At 64.7% G+C, this 14,304-nt stretch carries 12 protein-coding genes; 8 read left to right on the top strand and 4 right to left on the bottom strand.

The window, feature by feature from the left end; translation table 11 throughout:
• Nucleotides 1-26: 26 nt before the first annotated feature.
• Nucleotides 27-926 carry a lipid A hydroxylase LpxO gene (lpxO, locus tag ACNPP0_RS22935; protein WP_448707085.1) on the bottom strand — a complete coding sequence of 300 codons (900 nt, stop codon included), beginning with the start codon at nucleotides 924-926 and terminating at the stop codon, nucleotides 27-29.
• Nucleotides 927-1,087: 161 nt separating this feature from the next.
• Here lpxO and dnaE point away from each other — a divergent pair, with 161 nt between their 5' ends.
• Genes dnaE through ACNPP0_RS22970 form a run of 7 tightly spaced genes read left to right on the top strand, consistent with a single transcriptional unit; the run spans nucleotide 1,088 to nucleotide 10,258 of the window.
• Complete coding sequence (gene dnaE, locus ACNPP0_RS22940) at nucleotides 1,088-4,579, top strand: DNA polymerase III subunit alpha (RefSeq protein WP_104143301.1); 3,492 nt, start codon at nucleotides 1,088-1,090, stop codon at nucleotides 4,577-4,579.
• On the top strand, nucleotides 4,579-5,679 hold the full coding sequence (locus ACNPP0_RS22945) for a glycosyltransferase family 4 protein (RefSeq protein WP_332613487.1): 1,101 nt from the start codon (nucleotides 4,579-4,581) through the stop codon (nucleotides 5,677-5,679). Before dnaE ends, ACNPP0_RS22945 begins: the two co-directional genes overlap by 1 nt.
• On the top strand, nucleotides 5,676-6,524 hold the full coding sequence (locus tag ACNPP0_RS22950) for a polysaccharide deacetylase family protein (protein ID WP_448707086.1): 849 nt from the start codon (nucleotides 5,676-5,678) through the stop codon (nucleotides 6,522-6,524). Before ACNPP0_RS22945 ends, ACNPP0_RS22950 begins: the two co-directional genes overlap by 4 nt.
• Nucleotides 6,521-7,273: a glycosyltransferase family 2 protein gene (locus ACNPP0_RS22955; RefSeq protein WP_332613489.1), complete on the top strand. Its 753-nt coding sequence runs from the start codon at nucleotides 6,521-6,523 to the stop codon at nucleotides 7,271-7,273. The genes ACNPP0_RS22950 and ACNPP0_RS22955 overlap by 4 nt, the downstream gene beginning before the upstream one ends.
• Nucleotides 7,270-8,394, top strand: coding sequence for a glycosyltransferase family 4 protein (locus ACNPP0_RS22960; RefSeq protein ID WP_448707087.1), 1,125 nt, complete (start codon nucleotides 7,270-7,272; stop codon nucleotides 8,392-8,394). The genes ACNPP0_RS22955 and ACNPP0_RS22960 overlap by 4 nt, the downstream gene beginning before the upstream one ends.
• Before the next feature lie 9 nt (nucleotides 8,395-8,403).
• Nucleotides 8,404-9,129, top strand: a complete 726-nt coding sequence (locus ACNPP0_RS22965) for a polysaccharide deacetylase family protein (protein WP_143215596.1) — start codon at nucleotides 8,404-8,406, stop codon at nucleotides 9,127-9,129.
• Complete coding sequence (locus ACNPP0_RS22970) at nucleotides 9,104-10,258, top strand: glycosyltransferase family 4 protein (RefSeq protein ID WP_448707088.1); 1,155 nt, start codon at nucleotides 9,104-9,106, stop codon at nucleotides 10,256-10,258. The genes ACNPP0_RS22965 and ACNPP0_RS22970 overlap by 26 nt, the downstream gene beginning before the upstream one ends.
• A gap of 101 nt (nucleotides 10,259-10,359) precedes the next feature.
• On the opposite strand, the gene ACNPP0_RS22975 is transcribed toward ACNPP0_RS22970, so the two are convergent.
• From ACNPP0_RS22975 to ACNPP0_RS22985, 3 genes are read right to left on the bottom strand one after another with little or no spacing between them, the layout of a single operon-like run.
• Nucleotides 10,360-10,641 (bottom strand): YkgJ family cysteine cluster protein, encoded by a 282-nt coding sequence (locus ACNPP0_RS22975; protein WP_448707089.1) that lies wholly within the window; start codon nucleotides 10,639-10,641, stop codon nucleotides 10,360-10,362.
• Complete coding sequence (locus ACNPP0_RS22980) at nucleotides 10,638-11,402, bottom strand: YdcF family protein (protein ID WP_332613494.1); 765 nt, start codon at nucleotides 11,400-11,402, stop codon at nucleotides 10,638-10,640. Before ACNPP0_RS22980 ends, ACNPP0_RS22975 begins: the two co-directional genes overlap by 4 nt.
• Nucleotides 11,403-11,418: 16 nt before the next feature.
• Nucleotides 11,419-12,390 carry a glycosyltransferase family 9 protein gene (locus tag ACNPP0_RS22985; protein ID WP_448707090.1) on the bottom strand — a complete coding sequence of 324 codons (972 nt, stop codon included), beginning with the start codon at nucleotides 12,388-12,390 and terminating at the stop codon, nucleotides 11,419-11,421.
• A 107-nt stretch (nucleotides 12,391-12,497) separates the two neighbouring features.
• Here ACNPP0_RS22985 and msbA point away from each other — a divergent pair, with 107 nt between their 5' ends.
• Nucleotides 12,498-14,273 (top strand): lipid A export permease/ATP-binding protein MsbA, encoded by a 1,776-nt coding sequence (gene msbA, locus ACNPP0_RS22990; RefSeq protein ID WP_332613496.1) that lies wholly within the window; start codon nucleotides 12,498-12,500, stop codon nucleotides 14,271-14,273.
• Nucleotides 14,274-14,304: the final 31 nt, after the last annotated feature.

The following is a 14,304-nucleotide window of genomic DNA, read 5'->3' on the forward strand; positions in this document are numbered from 1 at the left end:
GGCCCCCCCGCCGATGGCGTCCGGTTTTACAGGGCGATAAAGCCCACGATCACCAGCGCGATCAGGCCGTACTTGGTGGCCTTGTAGGCGGTGCGGTTCCAATTCTTGAACGCCTTGCGCTTTTGGTCGATGACCCAGTGCGCGTGCGTCAGCCGGTTGATGGCCCCGGTTTGGTCGCCGCCGTCGTTGGGCGAGCTGGCCGCCGACATCACCACACGCCCGAACCAGCGGTTGAACGCCTCCGCCCAGCGCCATTTCAGCGGACGCTCGACGTCGCAGAACAGAATGATGCGGTTCTGTTCCGAGTGGTTGTAGGCTTCGTGCACGTAGGTTTCGTCGAACACGACGCTTTCGCCGTCGCGCCAGCTGTAGGATTCGCCGTCCACGATGATGTGGCAGCGGTCATCGTTCGGGGTGACCAGGCCCAGGTGATAACGCAGCGAGCCGGCGAACGGATCGCGATGCGGGTTCAGCTGACCGCCCGGGGGCAGCTCGGCAAACATGGCGGCCTTGACCTTGGGCAGCGTTTTCAGGATGGCAACGGTTTTGGGGCAGAGCTCTTCGGCGGACGGGTGGCGGGCGTCATACCACTTCAGGTAGAACCGCTTCCAGCCGTATTTGAAGAATGAATTGAAGCCGATGTCGTTATGGGCGTCGGCGGCCCGGATGTGCTGCATCTGCGCCATTTGCACGGCTTCGTCGCGTATCGTCTCCCAGTTGTCGTCCAGCACCTTCAGTTCGGCGATTTCGCTGGTCGTCAGGTAGGGGGTGGGAGGCACGCGCGAGGCCAGCACCATGAAGGCATTGATGGGAGCGAGCAGCACCGAGTGGTCCAGAAGTTGCCGGCCCAGCGGCAGTTTGACTCGGCCTCGGAAGTGGGCGAACAGGATGGCGGCGAGCCAGATCCCGGGGATTAACCATTTCATACTTGAACGTCGTCCTGCGGCAGATAGGTCAGATCGACCTCGTATTGTTACACAAGCTTCCTGAGGTTCGCCTGACGGGCCCCTTCAGTTTCCATGCGGCGCCACGCTCAAAATTCCGGACGCAACGGCTTGGACCGTGATCCCTGGGTACAATTCCCGCTATGTCCGAAGCCGTAACAAACCCGACCCCTTTTGTGCACCTGCGCGTCCACTCCGAGTTCTCGGTGGTGGACGGTATTGTGCGCATCCCCGACCTGATCAAGCGCGTGGCCAAGCTGGGCCAGCCCGCCGTGGCGCTGACCGATCTGTCCAACCTTTTTGGCCTGATCAAGTTCTATAAAGGCGCGCGCGGCGCGGGGGTCAAACCCATCGCCGGCTGTGACGTCTGGTTAAGCAACGACGACGACCCGGGCAAGCCTTTCCGGTTGTTGTTGCTGGTGCGCAACCATCAGGGCTACCTGAATCTTTGCGAGCTGCTGTCCAAGGCGTTCCTGACGAACCAGGGCAAGGGGCGTGCCGAAATCCGCCGCGAATGGCTGCAAGGCCAGCAGGGCCTGATTGCGCTGTCGGGCGGCCGCATGGGCGACGTGGGCCAGGCGCTGGACGCCGGCAACGCCGTGTCGGCGCTGGCGCTGGCGCGGCAATGGGCGCACCTGTTTCCGGGCAGTTACTACATTGAATTGCAACGCGCCGGCATGGACGGCGACGAAGCCTACACGCAGGCCGCCATGCGCCTGGCGGGCGAAGCCGGGCTGCCCGTGGTGGCCACCCACCCGGTGCAATTCCTGGACGAATACGAATTCCAGGCGCACGAGGCTCGCGTCTGCATCGCTGAAGGCGAAATCCTGGCTAACCCGCGCCGCGTGCGCCGGTTTACCAAAGAGCAATATTTACTTAGCTCGGAAGAAATGGCGCGGCGGTTTGCCGACGTGCCCTCGGCGCTGGCCAACACGGTTGAAATCGCCAAGCGCTGCAACCTGAGCCTGGTGCTGGGCAAGCCGCGCCTGCCCAACTTCCCCACGCCCGACGGCGTGACGCTGGATGACTACCTGGTCCAGCTGTCCGAAGAGGGCCTGGAAAAGCGCATGGCGTTCCTGTTTCCCGACGAAGCGGAACGCGAAGCCAAGCGCGAGCAGTACTACGAGCGCCTGCGCTGGGAATGCAAGACCATCATCCAGATGGGCTTTCCAGGCTACTTCCTGATCGTTCAAGACTTCATCAACTGGGGCAAGAACAACGGCGTGCCCGTCGGACCCGGCCGGGGCTCGGGCGCGGGTTCGCTGGTGGCCTACGCGCTGGGCATCACTGACCTGGATCCCATCCGCTATGACTTGCTGTTCGAGCGCTTCCTGAATCCCGAGCGGGTCTCCATGCCCGACTTCGATATCGACTTCTGCCAGGACAACCGCGAACGCGTCATTGACTACGTCAAGGAAAAATACGGCCGCGCCGCCGTCAGCCAGATTGCCACGTTCGGTACGCTGGGCGCCAAGGCCGTGGTGCGCGACGCCGGCCGCGTGCTAGACATGCCCTACATGTTCTGCGACGGCCTGTCCAAGCTGATTCCGTTCAACCCGATGGATCCGTGGTCCCTGGAACGCACCCTGAAGGACGAACCGGCCTTCAAGGACCGCTACGAACAGGAAGAGGAAGTGCGCGCGCTGGTCGATCTGGCCAAGCCGCTGGAAGGCCTGACCCGCAACATCGGCATGCACGCGGGCGGCGTGTTGATCGCGCCGGGCAAGCTGACGGATTTCTGCCCGCTGTATTGCCAGCCGGGGCAGGAAAACAGCGCGGTGTCGCAGTTCGACAAAGACGACGTCGAAGCCGCCGGCCTGGTCAAGTTCGACTTTCTGGGCCTGCGCAACCTGACCATCCTGGACTGGGCCGTGCGCTACGTGCGCCAGTTCAACGAGGACAAGCGCGACTTTGACGTCATGGCGCTTGAGCTTGACGACCCGGCCGCCTACAAGATCCTGTGCGACGCCAACACCACCGCCGTGTTCCAGCTGGAATCGCGCGGCATGAAAGAGCTGCTGAAGAAGCTGCGGCCGAACACGTTCGAAGACATCATCGCCATGCTGGCCCTGTATCGTCCGGGGCCGCTGGAATCCGGCATGGTGGACGACTTCGTCAACCGCAAGCACGGCCGGGCCGCGGTGGACTACTTCCACAACGATCTGGAAGGCACGCTGAAAAGCACTTACGGGGTCATCGTCTACCAAGAACAGGTGATGCTGATCTCGCAGATCATCGGGGGCTATTCGCTGGGCGGCGCCGACCTGCTGCGCCGCGCCATGGGCAAGAAAAAGCCCGAGGAAATGGCCAAGCACCGCGAGCTGTTCGAACAGGGCGCCAAGGAAAAGGGCCACGACCCGGATCTGGCCGTCAAGCTGTTCGACCTGATGGAAAAGTTCGCGGGATACGGCTTCAACAAGTCGCACTCGGCGGCGTACGCACTGATCTCGTACCAGACCGCCTGGCTCAAGGCTTATCACCCGACGGAATTTTTGGCCGCCACCATGTCGTCCGATATGGACGACACGGACAAGGTCCAGATTTTCTGCCGCGACGCGCAGGACAACGGCGTTGAAGTGCTGCCGCCCGATGTCAATTTTTCGGGCTACCGCTTCGAACCCGTCAAGGACAAGTACACCGAAAAGGGCAAGCCGCCGCGCACCATGCGCTACGGCCTGGGCGCCGTCAAGGGCACGGGGCAGGGCGCCGTCGAAGACATCCTGCGCGCGCGCAAGGAAGGCGGCCCGTTCCTGAACCTGTTCGACTTCTGCCGCCGCGTGGGCAAGCAGGCCGTCAACCGCCGCACCATCGAAGCGCTGATCAAGGCCGGCGCGTTCGACACCATCGAACCGAACCGCGCGGCGATGCTGGCCTCGGTGCCTACCGCGATGGAAGCGGCCGAGCAGGCCGCCCGCAGCGCCAACCAGGCGTCGCTGTTCGGCGACGACAGCAGCGATGTGGTCGCCGGCGAACTGGCCAAGGTCGCGCCGTGGGACCTGCACAAGAAGCTGACGGAAGAAAAATCCGCGCTGGGTTACTACTACAGCGGCCACTTGTTCGACGCCTGGCGCGACGAAGTGCGCCGGATCGTGCCGATGCAGCTGGCGCGCGTGGAACCGCAGCGCGACCTGCAATGGATGTGCGGCGTGCTGGCCAGCGTGCGGGTCATGATGACGCGGCGCGGCAAGATGGTGTTTGCCGTGCTGGATGACGGCACCGCGCAGGTTGAGATCTCGGTGTTCAACGAGCTCTATGAAAAGCACCGCAACCGCTTGCGCGAAGACCAGCTGGTCATCGTGCAAGGCAAGGTCAGCAACGACGACTATTCGGGCGGCATGCGCATCGTTGCCGAACAACTGTACGACCTGCAACTGGCCCGCGAAGCACGCGCCAAATCGCTGCGGGTCAAGCTGAACGGCACGGCGGACGCGGCGCGCCTGCGCCAGATGCTGAACCCGTTCCGCGCCGAACCGGAAAACGGTATTCCGGGCGTGCCCGTCGATATCGTCTATACCAAGAACAATTTTCTATGCACAGTGCGGCTGGGCGAAGAATGGCGCGTCCGCATGGCCGACACGCTGCTTGAAAACCTGAACGCCTGGACCAAACCCGATGGAGTTGAGGTGACCTATTGATGCGAAGCCTGCGTATCGTGCATTCGGAAGCAGCCACCAGTTTTGGTGGCCAGGAAGGGCGGATCTTCAAGGAAATGACGGCCATGCGCGCGCGTGGCCACCATGTTGAAGCCATCGTCCAATCGCGGGCAATGCTGGTCGAACGTCTGACGGATGCCGGTTTTACCGTGCATAAAGTCGATATGGACGGGCCGGTGAATTACTTCAAGGGCGTGGCGGCCGTGCGCCGGATCCTGCGCGAGGGCCGCTACGACGTGCTCAACACGCACAGCCGGCGCGATACCGTCATTGCGGCGCTGGCCGGCCGGCTGGCCGGCACGCCGCTGATCGTGCGCACGCGGCACCTGTCGAACAAGGTGGGCTCGATGTGGTCCTACACGTGGCTGCCGCATCGCGTGACGACCGTCAGCGACCACGTGCGCAAATACCTGATCCAGCGCGGCGTGCCCGCCAACAAGATCGCCACCGTCTACTCGCCCATCGTGCTGCCGGCCCCGGTCGAACGGTCTACCTTGCGCGATGAACTCGGCCTGGCCGATGACGACGTGGTGGTGGGCTGCGTGGCGGTCATGCGCGCCACCAAGGGCCACAAGGACCTGATCGACGCGATGGCGCCGCTGATGCAAAGCCGGCCCAAGCTGCATCTGGTGTTTGTGGGGGGCGGCTCGCCGGTGTTTGAACAAACGCAGGAATACGTCGCCAAGCTGGGCTTGCAACACCGCATCCACCTGATGGGCATGCGGCGCGACGTGCCCAATCTGCTGGCCGGTTTCGACGTGTTCGCGCTGGCCACGCAGCAAGAGGCGTCGGGCACCGTCTATGTCGAAGCGCAGGCCAGCGGCCTGCCGGTGGTGGGCACGGATGTAGGCGGCGTTTCCGAAATGTTCCGCAATGGCGAGACCGGCATCCTGGTCCCGCCCAAGAACCCGCAAGCCCTGGTCGATGCCTTGCAGCGCCTGATCGATGACCCGGCCCTGCGCCGCCAGATGGGCGACGCCGGCCGCAAGATGGTCTGGGAAGAAGCCGTGTTTTCGCCGGTTCGCCTGGCTGAAACCACCGAAGCCGTCTACCTGAAGTGGCTGGCGGAACGCGCTGCATGAACGCGCCCAACGTCCCCGTGCTGATGTACCACCATGTCACCCCTGCGGGCGGCATGATCGCGGCGACCCCCGATGTGTTTGAAGCCCAGGTGTCGCGCCTGGCGCGCGCGGGTTATCAATCGCTGACGGCCACGCAGTTTGCCGCCTACCTGGCGGGGCAGCCGGTGCCTGAACGCTCGGTGCTGATCACCTTTGACGACGGCTATTTGAACAACTGGGTGCACGCGCACCCGGTTCTGGCGCGCCACGGCATGCGCGCCGTGCTGTTCACCATCACGGGTTGGATCGGTGACGGCCCCGTGCGCGCGCACGCCGGTCAGGGCGGCGTGCTGCCGGCCACGCCCGACCACGACACCTGCAAGCAATGGGTGGCGGCGGGGCGGACCGACGACGCCATGCTGCGCTGGAGCGAAATCGAGGCGATGCAAGCGGCGGGCACCTTCGAATTCCATTCGCACACGCACACGCACACGCGTTGGGACAAGGTCTGCGGCAACGACGTGGACGCCAAGCGCGAGCACATCGCCCGCGAACTGCACGATTCGCGCCAGACGCTGGTGCAGCGCCTGGGCTCGGTCAGCGACCACCTGTGCTGGCCGCAGGGTTACTTTGATGCCGACTACGTGGCCGCCGCGCGCCAGGCCGGTTTTGCACATCTGTACACCACCGACCCTTTCGGGCAGAACACGCCGGGTGCGGACCCCGAACACATCTATCGCTTCGCCGTGCGTAATCAGGGCGGAAGCTGGCTGAACCGGCGCGTCTGGTTGTCGCGCGACCCTTTCTGGGGTCCGCGTTACCACGCTTGGAAAGCCTGGAAAAAGCGTCTTAGGAATCGCGGATGAAGCTATCAGTCATCATCATCACCAAGAACGAAGCGGCCAACATCGCCGCCTGCCTGAAGTCCGTATCCTTTGCCGACGAGTTCATCGTGGTGGACTCGGGCAGCACCGACGGCACCGTCGAGCTGGCGCAGGCGCTGGGCGCGCGGGTCGAAGTCACGCCCGACTGGCCCGGCTTCGGCCCGCAGAAAAACCGCGCGCTGGACCTTGCCACCGGCGACTGGGTCTTGTCGATCGACGCCGATGAACGCGTTACCCCCGAACTGGCCCGCGAAATCCAGGACGTGCTGGCCAACCCGCGCGCCGATGCGTACGAGATTGCCCGGCTGTCCAATTTTTGCGGCAAGGACATTCGCCACAGCGGCTGGTGGCCCGACTACGTGCTGCGCCTGTTCAAGCGCGGCACCGCGCGCTTCACCGATGCCGCCGTGCACGAACGGGTGGTGCCGGCCAATGGCCAGCCCTTGAAATTGCAGGGTTATTTCAACCACTATCCCTATGACAACCTGGACGCGCTGATCAACAAGGTCAATCGTTATTCGTCGGACGCTGCCGCCATGATGTACGCCAAGGGGCGCCGCACGTCGGTGTTCGGCGCGCTGGGCCATGGCTTCTGGACGTTTGTGCGCATCTACCTGATCCGGCGCGGTTTCCTGGATGGCCGGCACGGCCTGGTGCTGGCGGTGACGGCCGCCGCGGGCAGTTTCTTTCGCTATTCAAAGCTGATGTTTCTGGCCGAGAAGCAAAAGTGAAGATCCTGTACACGAACTTCCATGCCAACAACGGCGGGGGCCACGTCACCTACATCATCAATCTGGCGAAGGCCTTGGCGCGTGACCACGACATCACCGTGGCGGCGCCGCCCACCAGCCGGCTGTATCGCTACGCCCGCGCGATTCCCGGCGTGACGGTGGTGGACATGGTGTACACGACGCGCCCGTCGTCCTGGTTCAAGGACCGCGCAAAGCTGCGTCGCCTGATCAAGACGGGGCGTTTCGACATCATTCACGCCAATGGTTCGGCCGACCACAAGCAGGTCATGCTGGCGACGCTGGGCATGGCGCGGCGCCCGCGCATTGTGTTCACCAAACATAATGACCACCCGCTATCCAGCTTCGGCCACAAGTTGCGCGTGGCGTTGGCCACGGACCACGGCATCGCGGTCAGCGATTACGTGCAGGGGCTGATGCAGCAGTCCCCCTACAGCAAGCGTCCCATCACCACGATCCGCCATGGCGTTGACACCGACTTCTTTGCGCCGCCGCCGCCCGAAAGCCTGGACAAGCTGCGCGCGCTGATCTTCGGGGAAGACTGGCAGGGCAAGCTGCTGCTGGGTAGCGCGGGCGGCACCGACTACGACAAGGGCTGGCTGGACCTGGTGGCAGCCGTGGCCGCCTTGCCGCCCGAGGACAAGGCCCGCGTGCTGCTGATGGTGGCGGGCGACCCGCCCAACGAGGCCAAACTGGCTCGCGTGCGCGAGTTGGGCATGATTGATCAGGTGCGCTTTCCGGGCTTGCTGGACGACGTGCGCGCGTCGCTGGCGTCTTGCCACGCCGGCTTCGTGCTGTCGTATCGCGAGGCCCTGTCTTTCGCCTGCCGCGAGATCATGGCGCTGGGCTTGCCGGCACTGGTGAGCAACGCCGGCGGCCTGCCGGAAAACGTGACCGATGGCGTGGACGGCTGGATCGTGCCGGTGCGCGACGTGGCGGCGATGACGGCCAAACTGCGTTTCATGCTGGACCATCCAGACACGGTGCGCGAGATGGGCGCGCGGGCGCGCGAAACCAGCCTGCGCGACTTCAATCTGCCACGTTTCGCGGCGGCCACAGTGGACGTCTACCGGCGTACGCTGGATGGACGTCGGGCTCTATAATCCGGTCCTATGTCTATTCCCATTCTCATGTACCACCAGATCGGCGAGCCCAATCCCAAGGGCACGCCGTTTCGTGGGCTGACGGTGCACCCCGACAGCTTCGCCCGCCAGATGCGCTGGATGCGTCGGCTGGGCTATCGCGGCTTGTCGATGCGCGATGTGATGCCTTATGTGCGCGGTGAACGGCAGGGCAAGGTCTTCGGCATTACCTTCGACGACGGCTACCGCAACGTGCACCACAACGCGATGCCGATCCTGAGCGAGCTTGGCTTTACCGCCACCAACTATTTTGTTGCGCGCCAATTCGACGGCGGCAACGTCTGGGACTTGCAAAAAGGCATTCCTTTTTCGGCCCTGATGACCGTGAACGAAATGCGCGAATGGGCGCAGGCCGGCAACGAAGTGGGCTCGCATACGCTGGACCACGTGCATCTGCCCGAGCTTGCCCCCGACGAGGCGCGCCGCCAGATCGTTGAATCCAAGGATGAATTGGAACAGGCCCTGGGCGCGCCGGTCACCGCGTTTTGTTACCCCTATGGCGACCACGGCCCCGAACATCGCGCCATGGCGCGCGAGGCGGGTTACGACAACGCCACGCTGACGCAGCGCGGCCTGGCCGCGGCCTCGGATGATCCTTTCGGCTTGCCGCGTGTGACGGTGGCGCGTTCCACCAACATCATCCGTTTCCTGCAGAAGTGCCTGACCCGGTATGAAGACACCCGCCGGCGCCGTTGAGCGGCGGCTTCGCATCGCGCTGCTGGTGGACCGTTTCGGTAACCGCTTCGGTGGCGCCGAGGCATACGGCGTGGAGCTGATGCGGGTGCTGGGCGAGCGTCACGACGTGTCTGTCGTTGCGCGCGATTTTGACAGCGATCTGCCGTTCGATTTCCTGCCCGTGCGGTTTCCCAGCTGGCTGCCCAGCTGGATGCGCGTGCTGTATTTTGCCTGGCGCGCCGACCGGCTGACGCGCGGCCGCTTTGACATCGTGCATTCGCACATGAACGGCTGGGCGGGTGAAATCCAGGTCATGCACGTGACGCCGGTGCGCTATAACCGCGTGGCGCGCGTCAACCCGGTGCAGCGTTTCCGGGCGTGGCTCAGCCCGCGCCTGGCCACCTATCTGCTGCTGGAAAAGCTGCGTGTGCGCCAGTCGCCCGCGCGTCATGTGGTGGCCGTGTCCGGCTTGATCATGGACCAGCTGCATCGCAGCTATGGTCCGCAGCTGAAGGTGGACATCATCGCGCCGGGCGTCAAGCTGCCATCGCCTGATCTGGCCCTTCGCCGTGAGGCGACCCGTGCCCGTTTGGGCTGGGATGCCGACACCATCGGCTGCCTGCTGGTGGCAAGAAACCCGCTACGCAAGGGCCTGCCGGCGCTGCTGGACGCGCTGGCGCAGCTGCCGGCGCAGTACAAGCTGCTGGTGGTGGGCGCCGATGACGCCACCCGCGACCGAGTCCGCGCGGCGGGCGGCATTGCCCACCGCGTAACGCTGATCGACCCTACGCCGGAAGTTGCCCAGTATTTCAGCGCGGCGGATATCTATGCGCACCCCACCTTGAATGACAGCTATGGCATGGCGCCGTTGGAGGCCATGTCGCACGGGTTGCCCGTGGTGGTGAGCTCGCCGGCTTACTGCGGGTTTGCGCAATACCTGTCCGCGGGCAAAGACGCGTTGATCCTGCAAGACCCGCGCGACGGCGCGCAGCTTGCGCAGGCGCTGGAACGGCTGGGTTCAGAGCCGGACCTGCGGGCGGCGCTGACCGAGCGTGGCTTGGCAATTGCGCGCGACCAAAGCTGGGAAACGGTGGCTGCCCGATACGAGGCGCTGTATGAAAAGGTGCTTCAAGCGCGGCAACAGGCTTGATGCCGGGGCCGGGTTCAGCGGCAGGCGATTGATCACTGATCACTGAGCACTGAGCACTGATTACTGACCGCGGGCCGCGGGCCGCGGGCCATTAATAACGGTCAACCGCCGGGCGCGGTGGCGCGTTCCAGATCCGCCAGCCATCGCACGGCGTGCTCGCGGTCAGGGCCGCACATTTCTTGTTGGGGTTGCAGCCCGCCGCAGAAGTCGGGGCGGGTTGGCAGGCCGAAAATCGCACAGCGCATGTCCGGCAGCAACTGAATACAGGGCACGCCGGCCGGCTTGCCCTGGGGCATGCCGGGTATCGGCCGCGTGATTGACGGGGCGATGCAGCACGCGCCGCAGCCCGCCCGGCAATCCAGGGCGGTAGCCGTCAGGCTCATACCCATCCGCGCAGCCAATAGACGAACAGGCCGGCGTATTCCTTGATGATGGAACGGCTGGCATCGAAGGTGCGCTGGTCGGGCAGCCACGGCGACAGCGAGCCGTCGGCCGGCGCCACGATCTGCGGCGGCGCGGGCGCTGCGATGGCTTCCACGCCTTGCTTGGAAAACGCGGCCATGGCGCGCGGCATGTGCAGCGCGGACGTCACCAGCAGCACTTTGGCGATACCGCGCGATTTCAGTGCGTCTTCGGTCAAGGCCGCGTTTTCATAGGTGGTGCGGCTGCTGTTTTCCAGGATCAATGCCGATTCCGGCACGCCCTGCTGGCGGATGGCGTGTGCCATGCCTCGGGCTTCGCTGACGTCGCCTTCCAGCGCGCCGCCCGACAACAGCACCTTGGGCGCGCGTCCGGCCAGATACAGCTGTGCGGCCGTGTCCACGCGCACCACGGCGGTGTCTTTGTCATAGGGCAGGAACCAGTTGGCGCGCCCATTGGCCGTATTGCCGCCCAGCACGACGATGGCGTCGGCGGTGGGGGAATCGGCGGGAGGCAGGTGCGGATATCGGTTTTCAAGCGCGCCGCCCAGCCACAGCGACGTCGCGGGCAGGGACCAGGCCAGCGCCCACAGCAAGCCCGCGGCGATGATGGCCGCGCCGGTCTTGCGCAGGCGGAACCATCCCAGCGCCAGACCGATGATGACCAGCGTTACGCACAAGTTATAGGGAATGATCAGATTCGTAAGGTAGCTGGAAAAGGTCATGTCAAAACAATCCTGATTACATCGTCCCGCCCAGCAGGGTCATCGCCTGCTGTTCTACTTCTTCGGCGGTCGGCCATGCGTGCTCCGACCCGACGCATACTGCCCGAGGCGACCACGGGCCCGTTCGGCCCGGCCGGGTCACGCCAAACAGCGCAAGTTCCCGGGCGGACGCGGCGGCGGCAACGTGGGATACCCCGGAGTCGTTGCAGACCACCAGCGCCGCGCGTGCCGTCAACGCGGCAAACGCGCCCAGCGGCAAGGCGGGCAGCAATTGCGCCGTTGGAGCATTGCGCCGTGCCTCGTCGGTTTCGGCCGGAGGGGGGCACATTACCACGGTATGGCCCTGCGCCTGTAAGGCGCGCGTCAGTGTATCGAATCCCGGCCAGACCTTGATCTTGCCCTTGTGCAAGCCGGTGGCGGTGGGAGCAATCAGGACAAAACGCTGCGCGCTCAGCCCGGCGGCCTGCATGGCCTGGTCGGCGGTCTGCTGGTGCGACGGGGTCAGCGGCAGGTCCAGCGGGGGGCCGGGCTGGGCCGGGCCGCTGGGCAAGCCCCAGAGCGACAAGGCCTGGCGGGTCAGGTGATGCCAGGACTGCACCGCGTGCAAAGATTCATCGGGCTTGGTCACCGGCCAACGCAGCAGAAAGCTGCGGCCGTCGTCGCGGTAACCGGCGCATGGCAGGCCGGCCAACCGGAACACCAGGGCGCTGGACAGCGAATCCGGCAACAGCAGGCCCCGCGCGCGGCGGCCCATGGCGCCCAGCGAACGGCGGTGGGCGCTGACGGCGGCCCGGTCCGGGCCAACCTTGCCGCGCATGGGAACAAAGTCCTTCTTCGGCACGCCATCGAGCAGGTCACGGGCCCATGGCCGCGCGCAGATCACCAGGGGCAGGCCACTAGCCTGCAATGCGCGCAAGCTGGGCAGGCTCATGCAGACGTCGCCCACCCAATTGGGCAGGCGCACGTATAAACAGCTGATATCGGACATGGATGGGTGGGAAGGCAAATTAGTCTTATTAGGGATAGGGCGACTCAGCGCGGCGGCGCGTAGCCAGTACAATCCTGGGCACAATTGTATAAAAGCGAGTGTTCCCTTTGAATTCTCCCGCACGCAACACACCCGCGGACGCCACTCCCGTCAAGGCCGAACTCTGGAGCCGGATCTACAGCCGGGTGGGTTCCTACTGGAAGGGCTTGTTGCTGGCCGTCTTGCTGATGGCGGGCGCGGCCGCGACCCAACCCGTTCTGGCCGTCATTATGAAGCCCTTGCTGGACGGCGGCTTTTCGGGCACCAAACCCTATTATGTCTGGGCATTGCCGTTGGCGGTGGTGGGCCTGATCCTGCTGCGCGGCATCTGCAACTTCTTCAGCGACTACCTGCTGGCCTGGGTGGCCAACAACGTGCTGCTGGGCATGCGCCGAGACATGTTCGAGCGCCTGCTGGGCTTGCCCGACGCCGACTTCAAGCGCGGCGACACCGGGCGCCTGCTTAACCGCTTCACTATCGACGCGGGCAACGTCACCGGCTACGCCACCGACGTCATCACGGTGCTGGTGCGCGAAACGTTGGTTGTCATCGCGCTGATCTGCGTCCTGCTGTACATGTCGTGGGTGCTGACGCTGATCATCCTGATCATGTTGCCGGTGTCGGTGCTGATCTCGCGCTTTTTCATCAAGCGCCTGCGCCGCATCAACCGCGATACGGTCAACATGAACGCCGAACTGACCCGGGTGGTCGGTGAAGGCATCGACGGCCAGCGCGTCATCAAGCTGTTCGACGGCTATGAAGTCGAACGCGGCCGCTTCGACTTCGTCAGCCGCCGCCTGCGCCGGTTTGCCATGCGCACCGCCACGGCGGACGCCGCGCTGACGCCCCTGACCCAGGTCTGCATTTCGATTTCAGTGGGCGCGGTCATTGCCGTGGCGCTGAGCCAAGCCAACAGCGGCTCGCTGACGGTGGGCAGTTTTGCGTCGTTCATGGCGGCGCTGGCGCAGATCTTCGACCCCATCAAGCGCCTGACCAACGTGGCCGCCCGCATGCAGAAAATGCTGGTGTCCGCCGAAAGCGTTTTCACGCTGATCGACCAGACGCCCGAAATCGACACCGGCACCAGGGAACTGCCCGAACCGGTGCGCGGCAAGGTGGAATTCCGCCACGTCAAACATCGCTTTCCCGATGCGGACCGCGATACGGTCAACGACATTTCCTTTGTTGTGGAACCTGGCCAGACGGTGGCGCTGGTGGGCCGTTCGGGCAGCGGCAAGACCACGCTGGTCAACATGCTGCCGCGCTTTGTGCTGGCCGACTCGGGGACGATCCTGGTGGACGACACGCCCATCAACGACCTGACGCTGCGCAGCCTGCGTTCGCATCTGTCGCTGGTCAGCCAGGATGTCGTGCTGTTTGACGACACCATCGCGGCCAACGTCGGTTATGGCGCGCTGGGCAAGTCCAGCGAGCAAAAGGTGCGCGACGCCCTGGCGGCCGCCAACCTGCTGGAATTCGTGGAAGGGCTGCCGCAGGGCATCAACACGCAGGTGGGCGAGAACGCCGCCCGGCTGTCGGGGGGGCAGCGCCAACGCCTGGCCATTGCGCGCGCGCTGATCAAGAACGCGCCCATTTTGATCCTGGACGAAGCCACCTCGGCGCTGGATAACGAATCCGAACGCCAGGTGCAGGCCTCGTTGGAACGCCTGATGAAGGGCCGCACCACGCTGGTCATTGCGCACCGGCTGTCCACGGTTCAGAACGCCGACCGCATCATCGTGCTGGACGCCGGCAAAATCGTCGAACAGGGTCCCCACGCCGAGCTGCTGGCCGCCGATGGCCTGTACGCCTCGCTGTACAAGATGCAATTTCGCGACGACTGAACGCTACCCTTATCGGCCCCAGCCCCCCCGC

It is taken from the genome of Achromobacter semiaridum (genome assembly GCF_053543755.1).

Excerpts from the sequence above, each read along its gene's own strand:
- ACNPP0_RS22985 (WP_448707090.1), bottom strand. The coding sequence starts at position 12,390 with ATGTCCGATATCAGCTGTTTATACGTGCGCCTGCCCAATTGGGTGGGC.
- ACNPP0_RS22975 (WP_448707089.1), bottom strand. The coding sequence starts at position 10,641 with ATGAGCCTGACGGCTACCGCCCTGGATTGCCGGGCGGGCTGCGGCGCG.
- ACNPP0_RS22950 (WP_448707086.1), top strand. The coding sequence starts at position 5,676 with ATGAACGCGCCCAACGTCCCCGTGCTGATGTACCACCATGTCACCCCT.
- lpxO (WP_448707085.1), bottom strand. The coding sequence starts at position 926 with ATGAAATGGTTAATCCCCGGGATCTGGCTCGCCGCCATCCTGTTCGCC.
- ACNPP0_RS22980 (WP_332613494.1), bottom strand. The coding sequence starts at position 11,402 with ATGACCTTTTCCAGCTACCTTACGAATCTGATCATTCCCTATAACTTG.
- ACNPP0_RS22970 (WP_448707088.1), top strand. The coding sequence starts at position 9,104 with ATGAAGACACCCGCCGGCGCCGTTGAGCGGCGGCTTCGCATCGCGCTG.
- ACNPP0_RS22955 (WP_332613489.1), top strand. The coding sequence starts at position 6,521 with ATGAAGCTATCAGTCATCATCATCACCAAGAACGAAGCGGCCAACATC.
- dnaE (WP_104143301.1), top strand. The coding sequence starts at position 1,088 with ATGTCCGAAGCCGTAACAAACCCGACCCCTTTTGTGCACCTGCGCGTC.
- ACNPP0_RS22945 (WP_332613487.1), top strand. The coding sequence starts at position 4,579 with ATGCGAAGCCTGCGTATCGTGCATTCGGAAGCAGCCACCAGTTTTGGT.
- ACNPP0_RS22965 (WP_143215596.1), top strand. The coding sequence starts at position 8,404 with ATGTCTATTCCCATTCTCATGTACCACCAGATCGGCGAGCCCAATCCC.